Annotated in this window: 12 protein-coding genes; 2 read left to right on the top strand and 10 right to left on the bottom strand. The window is 63.6% G+C overall.

Annotated features, from left to right (window positions below):
- Positions 1–75: 75 nt before the first annotated feature.
- The 5 genes from ACZYTC_RS30165 to ACZYTC_RS30145 all read right to left on the bottom strand — a co-directional run bounded on the left by ACZYTC_RS30165 (position 76) and on the right by ACZYTC_RS30145 (position 5,081).
- Positions 76–2,145 carry an oxidoreductase gene (locus tag ACZYTC_RS30165; RefSeq protein ID WP_488991277.1) on the bottom strand — a complete coding sequence of 690 codons (2,070 nt, stop codon included), beginning with the start codon at positions 2,143–2,145 and terminating at the stop codon, positions 76–78.
- A gap of 290 nt (positions 2,146–2,435) precedes the next feature.
- Positions 2,436–2,774, bottom strand: a complete 339-nt coding sequence (locus ACZYTC_RS30160) for an HdeA/HdeB family chaperone (RefSeq protein ID WP_434960103.1) — start codon at positions 2,772–2,774, stop codon at positions 2,436–2,438.
- Positions 2,775–2,778: 4 nt separating this feature from the next.
- Positions 2,779–3,210: a hypothetical protein gene (locus ACZYTC_RS30155; RefSeq protein ID WP_488991276.1), complete on the bottom strand. Its 432-nt coding sequence runs from the start codon at positions 3,208–3,210 to the stop codon at positions 2,779–2,781.
- 407 nt (positions 3,211–3,617) lie between these two features.
- A complete protein-coding gene (locus ACZYTC_RS30150) occupies positions 3,618–3,950 on the bottom strand; it encodes a YMGG-like glycine zipper-containing protein (protein WP_434960101.1) in 333 nt (110 codons plus the stop codon).
- Between the two features lie 222 nt (positions 3,951–4,172).
- Positions 4,173–5,081 carry a LysR family transcriptional regulator gene (locus tag ACZYTC_RS30145; protein ID WP_441771694.1) on the bottom strand — a complete coding sequence of 303 codons (909 nt, stop codon included), beginning with the start codon at positions 5,079–5,081 and terminating at the stop codon, positions 4,173–4,175.
- A 215-nt stretch (positions 5,082–5,296) separates the two neighbouring features.
- On the opposite strand from ACZYTC_RS30145, the gene ACZYTC_RS30140 reads away from it, so the two are divergent.
- Both ACZYTC_RS30140 and speB read left to right on the top strand, forming a co-directional pair.
- On the top strand, positions 5,297–6,661 hold the full coding sequence (locus tag ACZYTC_RS30140; protein ID WP_488991275.1) for an MFS transporter: 1,365 nt from the start codon (positions 5,297–5,299) through the stop codon (positions 6,659–6,661).
- Positions 6,662–6,712: 51 nt separating this feature from the next.
- Positions 6,713–7,681, top strand: coding sequence for an agmatinase (gene speB / locus ACZYTC_RS30135; protein ID WP_481271750.1), 969 nt, complete (start codon positions 6,713–6,715; stop codon positions 7,679–7,681).
- Between the two features lie 19 nt (positions 7,682–7,700).
- Here the strand turns inward: speB and ACZYTC_RS30130 are convergent, their stop codons facing one another.
- The 5 genes from ACZYTC_RS30130 to ACZYTC_RS30110 are packed head-to-tail and all read right to left on the bottom strand — an operon-like array spanning position 7,701 to position 12,969.
- A complete protein-coding gene (locus ACZYTC_RS30130) occupies positions 7,701–8,525 on the bottom strand; it encodes an ATP-binding cassette domain-containing protein (RefSeq protein WP_488991274.1) in 825 nt (274 codons plus the stop codon).
- Positions 8,526–8,539: 14 nt separating this feature from the next.
- Complete coding sequence (locus tag ACZYTC_RS30125) at positions 8,540–9,451, bottom strand: energy transducer TonB family protein (RefSeq protein ID WP_488991273.1); 912 nt, start codon at positions 9,449–9,451, stop codon at positions 8,540–8,542.
- Positions 9,448–9,903, bottom strand: a complete 456-nt coding sequence (gene exbD / locus ACZYTC_RS30120) for a TonB system transport protein ExbD (RefSeq protein ID WP_434960095.1) — start codon at positions 9,901–9,903, stop codon at positions 9,448–9,450. Before exbD ends, ACZYTC_RS30125 begins: the two co-directional genes overlap by 4 nt.
- Before the next feature lie 4 nt (positions 9,904–9,907).
- Positions 9,908–10,768 (bottom strand): tonB-system energizer ExbB, encoded by an 861-nt coding sequence (gene exbB / locus ACZYTC_RS30115; RefSeq protein ID WP_488991272.1) that lies wholly within the window; start codon positions 10,766–10,768, stop codon positions 9,908–9,910.
- Positions 10,762–12,969: a TonB-dependent siderophore receptor gene (locus ACZYTC_RS30110; RefSeq protein ID WP_488991271.1), complete on the bottom strand. Its 2,208-nt coding sequence runs from the start codon at positions 12,967–12,969 to the stop codon at positions 10,762–10,764. Before ACZYTC_RS30110 ends, exbB begins: the two co-directional genes overlap by 7 nt.
- Between the last annotated feature and the right edge of the window lie 305 nt (positions 12,970–13,274).

Genomic DNA, 13,274 nt, shown 5'->3' with positions numbered 1-13,274 from the left:
ACTGGAAACATCACTTTTTTGCAGAACCGTCATGCAAGCTTTGCACCCCCGTAAAGCTTGACTCGAATCGTGTTTCTACGCTCGCGCGAGCGCGGTTATTTCACGCCGGAACGGCAGGGCGTCGCCGATATCGGGCTCGTCCAATTCGCGCGCAAAGCGATGTCCGGCATAGGTCGCCCAGGCGATCGGGCCCGGCGCCTCGGCATCGCCGATCACCTTGATGCTGCGGATGCCGCTATCGGCCCATTCGCCCTGCTGCGCCGTGAGAGCCTGCCACAGCCCGTCCTCCTGCTGGCGAGCGGTGACTAGCACGACCGCATCGGCCGCCAGCTCGGCTTCGGCCCCGGTATAGCTGCAGGCCGTGACCACGCCGCCGGCGCCGATGCGCGCCACCGTCCGGTTGAGCACGATCTCGACCCCGTGCTCGGCAAGCCTGCGATGAATGGCACCCTGCTCCAGCGTATTGCGGGTCCAATCGGAGACATAGGCGGAAGGGGTCACCAGCGTCACCCGCGCGCCCTGTCGCGACAGGAGTTCGGCGAGCACACCGCCCATGTAATAGTGATCGTCGTCGAACAGCACGACCCTGCCGGCAGGCAGCCTGCCCTCCATCACGTCATCGGGCGTGAAGACCGGCATCGCGACATCGATCGACATCGGCACGACATGGGCACGCGCCACGCCGTCCCGGCGCCAGGTCGAGCCGGTGGCGAGCGCGACATGTTCGAAACCGAATCCGAGAATGTCGTCGACCGACAGAAGACTGTCGAAATAGATATCGACATTCGGCATCTGGCTGAGCTGGTACTGGCGATAATCGCGCACGCGACCCCAGGCCGACAGGCCCGGCAATCTGCATTCCCGCGCCACGCGGCCGCCGAGTTCGGTGCCGGCCTCTGCAAGCACGACCTTGTAACCCCGCATCCCCAAGGCGCGCGCCGCCTCCAGCCCGGCCGGGCCCGCGCCGACGATCAGCACGCTCTCGCTGGCGCCCTTGGCCTGCATGCGCTCGGGATGCCAGCCCTTGCGCCATTCTTCCATGAAGGTGGGGTTCTGGGTGCAGCGCGAGATCGACATCGTCATGTCGCCGGTAACGCAGATGTTGCAGCCGATGCACTCGCGGATGTCCTCGATCCGGCCCTCCTCGATCTTCCTGGGCAGGAAGGGGTCGGCGATGGAAGGCCGGGCACAGCCGATGAAATCGAGCGTGCCGGACCTGATCATCCGCGCCATTACGTCCGGCGAAGTGAAGCGGCCGACACCGACGACGGGCTTGGAGGTCAGTTTCTTGATGCCGGCGACCAGGCTTTCCTGCGCCGCCTCCTCCTTGAAGCGCGAAGGGCCGGAGCAATCCTCCCAGGCGCCATGGGCGAGGTCCCACAGGTCGGGCAGGTCGGCATGCATCTCGATCATGTCGCGGACCTCGGCATTGCCGAAACCGAGCTCGCCGATCATCTCGTCGAGCGAGATGCGCAAGGTCAGGCCGCAGCTGTCGCCGATGGCATCGCGTCCCTCCTCGATCAACTCGCGCATCAGCCGAGAGCGGTTTTCCAGCGAGCCGCCATATTCGTCCGTTCTGTGATTGGTGGCCGTCGACAGGAAATGCTGGATGATGCCAAAGCCATGTGCGCCATAGAGGCAGACCAGATCGAAGCCCGCCTGCTTGGCCCGCCTGAAGGCGTTGCGGTGCCAGCGCCTGAGATCGCGGATATCCTGCCGATCCATGGCGCGGGCCTGGACCGGATCATTGGTGAAGGTACGAATCGGCAGGGCCGAGGGCCCGCGCGGAACTTCCTTGGTATAGAGATTGGGACCATTGATACCGGAATAGGCGAGCTGGATGCCAGCGAGGGCGCCATGCTCATGCATGGCGTCGGCCATCCTGGCCAAGGCGGGGATATCGGCATCGTCCCACAGACGCAATTCGATGAAAGGGGTGATCTCCGAGGTGTGATGCATCTCGGTCTGCTCGGTGAAGATGACGCCCCAGCCTCCTTCCGACTTGATCCGCCGCATTTCGGCGGCAGCAGACGGATCGCGATAGCCGCCGCCATTGCAATGGGGGACCTGGTAGAACCGATTCTTGGCCGTCACCGGGCCGATCTTCATCGGCTCGAACAGAATATCGTAGCGTGGATCGCGCATGAAATTCCCCAAAAGCGTTTTGCGATTTGACGGAGGCGGCAAGAATCGCAAAGACGCGTCGAAACAGAGAGCTGAAGCAAACGAGCGTTCAGCCATGAACACGCTTTGCTCCAGTTGGCCGCGATCACACCACCCGGCAGATGCGAGGGCCGCGATGCCTCCCAAGGCGCTTTGCCCTGGAACATCGTCGCTCAGTTTCGGGGAGCCCGCAGCGGCGGCAAATTAGAGTTTTCCGATGCAATGGATCAGCTGGGCCGAAGCAGGCCGTCGCAAGGCCCCCGGCCCCGCCGTCACCGCGCGCGCTGCTGAAGCGCCTGGCGCAGCATCACCGCGGCGGCCCCGAGCGTCTCCACAGGATGGGCCTTGCAATATTCACCGATCCAGCGGCGGATCGAGGTGCCGTCCTCGTCGATCAGCCAATCCTCCGCCCGCTCGGCCAGATTCGCCCCGCTCAAGAAACCGGCAACCCAGGCCGCATAGGCTGTGCCTTGGGTCGAATTGGCGCTCGCCGTCCATCGGTCACAGGTCACGTCCATATAGCCGACGGCCGAGCGTCTCACTTCCTGGGCCAGAGCCATGCCTGAATGCATCATGGCCGACAATGCGATCGCTCCAATGACACCTCGCATGCCGTCAGCCCGGAAGATTCGTGATGGCGGACATGGCGTGATCCTTTTCCAGCCGGGCCTGGAGGAAGGCGGTCAAATGCTGGTGCCCGTCCGCCTGATTTGCCACCGCGAAACGAGACTTTCGCAAAACGGCAAGTTTCGCCCGCAGTTGTCGGCGAACAGCCCTCAAGCTGTCAACCATCCCGCGCGACCGCTCCCGTGCCTGATCTCGCCACAGCTCAAAAGCAATCTCATGCCGGCGCATCCGATCGAATGTCTGCCCATCAAAACAAGGCCACGCCCTGCCGGAAGTGCTTTCCCCTTTTTCGGGGTTGCCATTCCCTTGTTCGCCTTGTGCACCGGGCACCCATCCATCCTTCATCCAGCACCATATCCGCTTCAATTCACGAAGCGGCCCCTGTTCCTTCTGCAATTGATGCGAAGGCCCCTCGATCATGATCGGGCCAACGCTTATCGACGACCGGGTCTATGCGCTAAAGGGCCTTTTCGGCTTTCCGATGACCAAGCAAGTCTCGACCCTGTACTGACTTATGCCGTCGATCACCGGGAAGTGTTCCACGAGGGCCCACCGCCCTTTCGCCAATGATGTGAAGCCGGATATGGGCGAAAACAAGGATCGGCAGGCAGACAGGCCGGCCCAGGCCCTGTTTGGGTCCCTTTCGGGACATGCCGGGAGGACGAAATGAAGCTGACAGGGCATCGTTTGTGACACCGAAACCCTGGCCCGCGCGGCAGATCTCATCGCGGGTAGCAGATCCCGGAGCCAGATCAGAGGGCGAGCCGGCCAAAAGGGCCGGCCACTATTTTGCGGATGGGACATCCCCATCCCCCTCATGGGCTTTCTCAGTAATAGGCCGTGCAAACCCGGTTGCCGTAGGAATCATAGCCGACCTGGGCGCATTGGCGCTGACCGCCGCCATAGCCGTCATAACCCGGCTCGGGCTCACGGCTCGGGGTGGTGGCCGCGCCGACGGCAGCGCCACCCGCCGCGCCGATGGCGCCGCCGATGAGGGCACCGCGCCCCTTGTTCTTCGAGACACCGGCGCCAATGGCCGCACCGGCCACGCCGCCCAGCACGCCGCCACCGACCGCCCGGTCGCCGGGATTGTCCGACGCACACCCAGCCACCGACATAGCGACGGCGCCCGCCAAAACTGTGATCAGAATTTTGTTCATAGATCGGTCTCCGTTTGCCAGATTACCGCTAAGTAATGATTCGGTCGCAATCATGGCGAGCGTATTGCATAGGTCTATTTTAACCCTGATCGGCGTTTGTCGATGGCTCCCGTCAATCTGATTTCTGACATTTCAATCGCCGCAAAATCGATCAACTTTCCCTGCGGCACGATCGACTATCGGTACCGTTACTCATTTGATGGAAAAACGTTATCTGAGCTCTTATCCTGCCTCGGAGGATCCCAAGGTCGCCGCAAGATCGCGCGTGAACTGACGTGCCACTTCGGTCGGTTCGGGCTGCACGCGCAAAGCGATATAAAATTGCGATCGCCAGACCAGGCCGGGCCCGTCGAGAGCCCGCATCTCGTCCCGTTCGACCCATTTGCGGGCGAAATGAACCGGCAGGAAACCGAGGAAGCAGCCGCTGCGGATCAGCACGGCCTGCGCCTCCATGTTCGAGACCGAAGCCGTGATCAGGGGATCCTGCAGGGCGGCGAGTTCGGCCCGATGCAAATAGGGGCGGACGGTCATCGGGTGGCGGGCGATCACGGCGGGCGTGATTTCGGCCGCATCGCCGGCAAAGAGCGGATGGGTGTGTCCGCAATAGAGGGCGTGTTCCTCCACATAGACGGGCGCGTAATCGATATTGGCCTGGCGGTTTGGAAAGGGGCCGATGGCGACATGGATGTCCCCGTTCTGCAGCCCCTTGCTCAGCGCCTCGGGCGTGCCAACCTCCAGGCTCAGCCGAACCTGCTGCTCGCGCTCGAAAAAACGCTGCACCGCCCGATGCACCGGCAGATCGGGATTATCGGCCTCGCTGTCGACGATACCCACCCGCAAATGGCCGGTGAGGATCTTGCGCAGCACGCCGAGATTGGCCTCGCAGGTCTCGAGCGACCCCAGCATACGCTTGGCTTCATGATAGACCGCCTCGCCCTTCGGAGTCAGCGAGAAGCCGCCGCGCCCACGCTGGCACAGCGTAAAGCCTAGAGCGAGTTCGAGATCCTTGAGATGGGTGGAGATCACCGACTGGCCCGCGCCTAGAACGGCCTGGGCCCCGCCAAAGCCGCCATGCTCCACCACCGCGCAAAAGGTGCGCAGGTTCCGCACCATGTAATCGCTGATCCGCATCGTCCTCGCACGCCGGCCAATGTTCGACAGGGGTAAATTACATCAAATTTTCCGATGTAAGAATTGGAAAGTTTCGAAATACGAATGTTTCCGGTTGCGGCATGGTCCCGGGCCAATCGTCCGGCCGCCATCACGCCCGCAGAAGGCAGCAACACCGACACCGGCCAGGACGACAGCTTGATGACCGAGATTCATCCAAGAGGGGAAACGTCCGCATGAGCAATCCGCACCCGGCCGCCGCGCCATCGGCCATATTGGAGGCCGGCCAGCAGCCGGCCGCATCGAACACGATCCTGCGCCGCGCCGCCTTTGCCAGCTTCATCGGCACTTTCGTCGAATGGTTCGACTACGCGGTCTACGGCTTCCTGGCGACGGTGATCGCCGTGGTGTTCTTCCCGGCGACCGACACGCGCAGCGCCCTGATGGCCACCTATGGCGTCTTCGCCCTGTCCTTCATCGTCCGCCCGATCGGCGGTGTGATCTGGGGCCATTTCGGCGACAAGTTCGGCCGTAAATCGACCCTGACGCTGTCGATCTTCATCATGTCGTCAGCCACCTTCGTCATCGCCTTTCTACCGTCCTACCAGACGGCCGGCCTGGCCGCACCGGTGCTGCTCCTGCTCACCCGCCTCGTGCAGGGCTTCGCCGCCTCGGGCGAATATGCCGGAGCCGCCTCGTTTCTCGCCGAGCACGCGCCGGACCGCAAGCGCGGCATCTATACCTGCCTGGTGCCGGCCGGCGAGGCGGCGGGCCTGCTTGCCGCCTCCCTCTTCGTCGCCCTGCTCCACGCGCTGCTGACCACCGAGCAATTGCAGGAATGGGGCTGGCGCCTGCCCTTTCTCTTGGCCCTGCCCTTCGGCTATGTCGGCGTCTTCATCCGCCGCCGGCTCGAGGAGACGCGACACTTCAAGTCCCTGGAGGCCGCCCATCACGTGCCGCCGGCACCGGTGCTCGAGCTCCTCGGCAAGCACCGCCGCCAGGTGCTGATCGCCTTCGGCGGCACACTGCTCAACGCCGTCGGCTTCTATCTCGTGCTCAGCTACATGCCGACCTATCTGGCGACCGAGCTCGGCATCAGCGAAACCGCCGCCTTTCTCGGCTCGACCATCGCGCTGACGGTCTATCTCGCCTCGATCTTCGTGATGGGCGCCCTGTCGGACCGCCTCGGCCGCAAGGCGGTCCTGATCGCCTGCTCGCTGCTCTTCGCCGTCCTCACCGTGCCACTGTTCATGGTGCTGTCATCCGTCGCCTTCACCGGCCTTGGCAGCGGCGGCTTCCTGGCCATTCTGGGCATCTGGTCCCTGTTCGGCGCGCTGCTCGCCATGAATGGCGGCACGCTGCCGACCCTGTTGTGCGAATTGTTCCCCACACGCGTGCGCTATTCGGGCTTCGCCCTCAGCTTCAACGCGGCGAACGCCCTGTTCGGCGGCACCGCTCCCCTGATCGCCACCTGGCTGATCGGGGCGAGCGGCAGCAAGCTCGCGCCTGCCTGGTTCCTGGTGGCCGCCGCCTTGGTGACCCTCGCCGCCATCGCCATGACGACGGCCGGCCGCGCCGGCTCCACCCTCGAGGACGATTAGAGGCAGCGCGGCGCAGTCCATCCCATCACCTGAACACTGCAAGGATCGATAATGAGCGAACACTCCTACGAAGCCGGGCGGCTGAACCTGCCCTTCGTCGGCATCTCCACCTTCGCAAAGCGCCCCTATATCGCCGATTGGCGCCACATCGACGCCGACGTCGCCATTCTCGGCGCCCCCTTCGACTTCGGCACCCAGTTCCGTGCCGGTGCGCGCTTCGGCCCCCGAGCGGTGCGCGAAGCCTCCACCCTATTCAGCTTCGGCCATGCCGGTGCCTATGACCACGAGGACGACCGCATTTATCTGCCCGCCTCGGTGAGGATGGTCGATATCGGCGATGCCGATATCGTTCACACCGACACGCAAAGGAGCCATGCCAACATCAAGGCTGGCGTCGGCGCCATCCTCGATGCGGGGGCACTTCCGGTGGTGATCGGCGGCGACCACTCCGTCAACATTCCCTGCATCGACGCCTTCGCGGGTCGCGGCGACATCCACATTCTCCAGATCGACGCCCATCTCGACTTCGTCGACGAGCGCCACGGCGTGCGCTACGGCCATGGCAATCCCATGCGCCGTGCCGCCGAGAAGGCCTATGTCAGCGGCCTCACCCAGGTCGGCATCCGCAACGTCTCTTCCACCGCCAAGGAGGGCTATGACGACGCCCGCCGCATGGGCTCGGACATCTTGTCGGTGCGCCAGATGCGTGCGCTCGGCGCCAAGGGCGTGATCGATCGGATCCCGGCGGGCGCGCGCGTCTATGTCACCCTCGACATTGACGGCTTCTGCCCCTCCATCGCCCCGGGAACCGGCACGCCTTCGCATGGCGGCTTCCTCTATTACGAGGTGCTGGAAATGCTGCAGGCGCTGGCGCGCCGCAACGAGGTGGTGGGGATGGATCTGGTCGAAGTCGCACCCGATTACGACCATACCGGGGGCACCGCGATCCTGGCGGCACAGATCCTGCTGAATTTCCTCGGCTTCGTGTTCGAGGCTCGCATGGCCAAGGCCGCAGCCTGACGTCCGCCGCCATCGGCCGTTACAGCACGAAGCTCACCGGCCCCCCGCTCTCGGGATGGGGTATCACGCCCATCTCGATGCCATAGATGGACTTGAGGCAGGCGGGCGTCATGATTTCGGCAGGCGTGCCGCGGGCGATCAGGCGGCCGCCATGCAGCGCGACCAACTCGTCGCAATAGCGCGCGGCCATGTTGACGTCGTGCAGCACCACGATGACGCCGATGCCACGCTCCCGCGACAGGCGCTGGACCAGGGCCAGCACATCGACCTGATGGGCGATGTCCAGCGCCGAGATCGGCTCGTCAAGCAGGAGGCAGCGCGTATCCTGCGCCATCAGCATGGACAGCCAGACACGCTGGCGCTCACCCCCCGACAGCGTATCGACGAGGCGGTCGGCGAAGGGGCCGACATCGGCCAGCTTCATGGCCTCGGCGACCTTCTCGGAGTCGGTCTTGCCGAAGCGCCCGAACGGTCCGTGCCAGGGATAGCGCCCGAGGGCGACGAGTTCCTTGGACAGCAGGCTGGTCGCCGGCGGAATATGCTGCGGCAGATAGGCGACCTGGCGCGCAAAGGCCCGCTCGCCCCAGTCGGAGAGCGGTGTCCCGCCAAACCGCACGGAACCCGAGGTCGGCGCCTGCTGGCGCGCCAGAATCTTGACCAAAGTCGACTTGCCCGAGCCGTTATGGCCGACCAGCCCGATCACCCGGCCCGGTGCCAGCGACAGGGTCAGAGGTTGCAACAGGACCCGGCCCGGAATGGCGAAGCTGACGTCTTCGAGCGCGAATAGATCCGCGTCGGCAGGAGCCGGTATCGGAGCGGGCATAGTGTCACGGGAAACGGTCATATGCATCGGCATCATCACTTGAAAATAATGGCTACATTCACAGGTCTCGAGCCACCGGGTGGAGGCCCCACCGTGCCTAGCCTGGCAATAGCGCTAATTGCCTTGGCATCGAGGACAGGATCTCCACTCGATTTGATCACCCGACCCGAAGACGCCTGACCGCTGGCGCTGACGGAGAAACTCACACCAACTGTGCCTCTTTTGCTGTTCCCCATCGAGTTCGCAATTCGTCCAATTTTGGCGTTCACGGCGCGCCTCCAGGCGGCGAGCTCGTCGCCCGTTGCCGAACCCTGCTGGCGCGGGGCCGTAGCCTGAACCGCCTGCTGACGCGGCGCGACGACGGCAGGCCTGGGCTGCACGACCGGACGCTGCCGTTCCGGCTCCTTGCGGGGCGCGGGCTTCTTCTCTTTCTTCGGCTTGGGCTGTGGCTTGCGCGCGGCCGGCAAGATCACCTCCGCCTTGTCCTTCGATGGCAGATCGGGCACCACCTCCGGTACAGGCTCCGGCGGCGTGATGGGTTCGATCGGTTCCGCGGGCGTTGGCTCGGGCTCGGGAGGGGCCTGTTCTGGCACTTGCTGAGGTTGCACCGGCGTGGGCTCGACCTGCTGCGTTTGAGGCTGCGCCGGCTCAGGTTCGACCGGCTGGACCGTCTCCGTCTGCGTCTCCTGCGTTGGCTCGGGCTGGGCCTCGGCCAATGTCTCCTGGGGTGGCGCTTCAGGCAAGGTGGTGGGCGGCGCCAGATCGAACTCGATGGCCGGCTCGGGATTGCCGGCGGGAGGCGGCCCGATCGGGTGCCAGTCGCGGGCTACCCAGATGCCAGCGCTATGCACGAGCAGCATCACGGCCGCCGCTGCCGTCCACAAGGCGACGTTGGGCAGGGACAAGGCCTTGCTGGCCAACCTGGTGAAACGCGCCTGCTCGTTCATTGCGGAGGCACGGCGACCGTATTCGTGGCCTGGCCGGTATCTTCGAGACCGACCAGGGCGATCTTGAGATAGCCGGCATTGCGCAGGAGATTCATCACACTCATGATGTCGCGATAGGCGACACCCCCGTCGGCGCGCAGGAAGACACGCTGCTCGCGGTCCGCCCCTGTGAGCTGGTCGATGGCAGGCTGAATCTGCTCGCGCGGCACACTGTTTTCACCGAGTGCCAGGCTCAGATCCTTCTTCACGGTGAGGAAGACCGGCTTGTCCGGGCGCGGCTGCACCTTGGCGTTGGAGACGGGCAGGTCGACGGCGACATCGACGGTGGAGAGCGGCGCCGCCACCATGAAGATGATCAGCAGCACCAGGATGACGTCGATGAACGGCGTGACATTGATGTCGGAAACTTCCGACAGGTCGCCGTCTTGTGGATCCTTGAGGGAGACACCCATGCCGTCAGCCCGCCGTCTGCGTCCGCGCGGATGCCAGCGCTCGGACCGGGGCAGCATTGCCATCCCGCTCCAAACGCTCCAGATCGCGCGAGACATGCTGCAGCACCTCGCCCGAGGCGTCCGAAAGCAAGGCACGGTAGCCGGCAATGGCGCGGGCGAAGACGTTGTAGATGATCACGGCCGGAATGGCGGCGACAAGACCGATGGCGGTGGCGAGCAAGGCTTCGGCAATACCGGGGGCCACCACCGCCAGGTTGGTGGTGTGCGACTGCGAGATGCCGATGAAGGAGTTCATGATACCCCAGACCGTGCCGAACAGGCCCACGAACGGAGCTGTTGCGCCGATAGTGGCGAGCAGGCCGGTGCCGCGCGTCATCGAACGGCCGGCGCGCGCCTCGATGCGGGCGAGTGCGATCGCCAGGCGCTCCTTGATGCCCTCGGCCGGCAAATCGTCCGAGCGCAACAATTCGCGGTTGGCGGCCGTCACGAGGTCGGCGACAGCGCCCTTCCCGGACTGGCGGGCGCCGATGGACTGGGACGCGGCCTCCAGGCTCTCGGCGGTTTCGAGCAAACGTGCCGCCGCCTGCGCCCGGCGCTTGGCCGCGAGCAGCTCGATGCCCTTGGCAAGCCAGATCGTCCAGGTCACCAGCGAGGCGAAGGCAAGCCCGATCATCACGCCTTTCACCACGATATCGGCCTGCATGAACATGCCCCAGGGCGACAGGTCATGCGGCAGGATGCTGGCCGCGGCGGCGACTGGATCGCCGGCCGGCGGGGGCGCATCCTGGGCGAAGGCCCGAACCGGCGCCATCAGGGCGAGCAAAACCATGGCCATAAGCGGCCCGTTGCGGCGAAAATTTACCATGTGTAGCTGGCCTTCAGAGTTGCGACGCGGCCCGCGCCGTAGTTGCAGCTATAGATGCCGGAGCAGCCCGCGACGTAACGCTTGTCAAAGACGTTGTTCACGTTCAGGGCAAAGTCCCATGCCTTGTATTTGTAGTGCATGCCGAGATCGACGAGGGTGACGGCCGGCACCTTGTAGAGGTTCTGGTTGTCGGCATAGGACGAGCCGATATAGCGAATGCCGCCCTGCAAGCCGAGATTCTGCAGCAGCCCCTCCTGGAAGGTGTAGTCGGCCCACAGCGAGGCAGTGGTTTCCGGCACCACGTTCGGCCGTTTTCCGACCACGGTTGCATCCGTGTCCTTCTCGATGCGGATCTGCGAGGCGCTGAAAGCAGCCGTCATCTTGAGGGCATCGGTGACATTGGCCTGCACCTCGACTTCGACGCCGCGCGAGCGCACCTCGCCGAGCTGGTTGCTGAAGAAGGGATGCGCCGTATCCGGCGTCACCACATTCTGCTTGGTGAGGTCGTAATAAGCCGCGGTGATCAGGCCGTCGAAGAAGGTCGGTCGATATTTCACGCCGGCTTCATATTGGACGCCGGTCTCCGCCTTGAAGGGACTGCCCGCAAAATTCGATCCGATCACCGGGTTGAAGCCGCGGGCAACCGAGACATAGGGCGTGATGCCGTTGGCGAAGGCGTAGGAAAGGCCGGCGCGGCCGCTGAAGGCACCCTCGACGCCATTGAAATTGGCGTTGCCGACCGAGGCGGTGCTATCAGTCCAGACTCGGTCATAGCGCCCGTTCAGGGTCAGCAGCCAATTGTCGGCGAAACTGATCTGGTCCTGCAGATAGGCGCCGAGCTGGTGCATGGTATATTTCTGGCGCAGATAGGGCGTTTCCACCCCGCCCTGCGGCGTGCCATAGACCGGATTGGTGGCGCTCAGGGGAGTGGTGATGAAGGTCCCCTGCATCTGGTTGATGCCGTAATATTTGTAGTCGAGCCCAAACAGCAGGTCATGTGCCAGAGGCCCGGTGTCGAACCGTCCTTCGAGCCGGTTGTCGGCCGAGAAGTTGTTGACCGTGGTATGGTGCCCAAAGCCGAGGCGATGCAGCTGGTTGTCATCGGACACCGGCACGGGCGAGGGTATCCACGGCGTCGGGGAACCGGGAACCTCATAGCCATAGGGGTAGGCATAGCGCTCGCGCGTATCGAGATAGGCGTAGCGCACGTTCTGGCTAAAGGTCCACGCATCGTTGAAATCATGCTTGAACTCGTAACCGATCATCGCCTGCGAACGACGATACAGGTCGTCCGAGGGTTCGGCGGAATAGAAATCGCGAGGGATGCGCCCGAAGCGCGTCGGCTTCACCGTGCCGTAATAGGGCAGGAAGCCGCCCGTATGGTCGAGATCCATATTGGTGTAGTTGGCCAGCAGTGTGAGGCTGGTCGCATCATTGGGCTTGTAGGTCAGGGCCGGGGCGATGAAGCCCTGGAATCCCTTGGCCTTGTCGGTTTCATAACGCCCGCCCGCGATCCGGCCCGTCAGGCGATAGGTCCACACGCCGGCCTCGTCGATCTTGCCGCCGAAATCGAAGCCCGTGCTGGCCTGGCCCCAGCTGTTGATGCCCGCCTCGATCCGGTGCAGCGGCTCATCGGTCGGCCGCTTGGAGACAAGGTTGAGAATACCGCCGAGATTGCCCCCGCCATAGAGCGTCGAGGAAGGGCCACGCAGCACTTCCACACGCTCCAGAGCGTAGGGGTCGACATAAAAACTGCCAAAGGCATATTGGTAGAGCGGTAGGCCGTCGAGGAAGATGCCGGTCTGGCTGGCGTCGAAACCGCGGATGAACACCCAGTTGGTGCGGGGGTCGTAGCCATAGGGCGCGCCGGTCACGCCGGGGGTGTAGTAGAAGACCTCATCGAGCTTCTGGGGCTGCCGGGCCTCCAGCTGGTCGCGGCCGATCACGGTCACCGATTGCGGAATCTTTTCGATCGGCGTGTCGGTCTTGGAGCCGGCCGTGGTCTTCTTCGCGACATAGCCCGTCACCGGCCCCGTGCCGGTTCCGCCGCTGACGACGACGGGATCGAGCGCGATCGTTCCACCATTGCTCCCCACCTGTGCCCACGCGGCCGTCGCCGCGGCCAGCATCAACAGGCCCGATGCCGTCCCCATGGACAGCCTGACGCAAACTCCAACCCGCCGGTTCATCACCTCTGCCATCCCATGAAAAATAATATCGCGCAGCGTCAACCGCCCGCAACGCCATTGCGCAGACGTTTAGACCAACGGACTTTGCCATGTAAACAAACTTATAATAGCATTACTCAGATATATATTCATTTATACTTGTTATTGATTGCACAAATTATAAAAATTCTAAACTGCACGAATGATGAAATGTTCTTTGTTGCAATGGATATACTTCAGGTGCCATAAGCCACCGCGATCAAAATTGAGTTCCTTTCATTGCGATGGACGCTCTCGTCCGATCACGGTTCGCCAATACATCAGTTCCTTCTGCGCGC

The sequence above is a fragment of the Labrys sp. F242 genome, from assembly GCF_057813875.1.
This window is presented reverse-complemented; position numbering and strand designations above follow the sequence as displayed.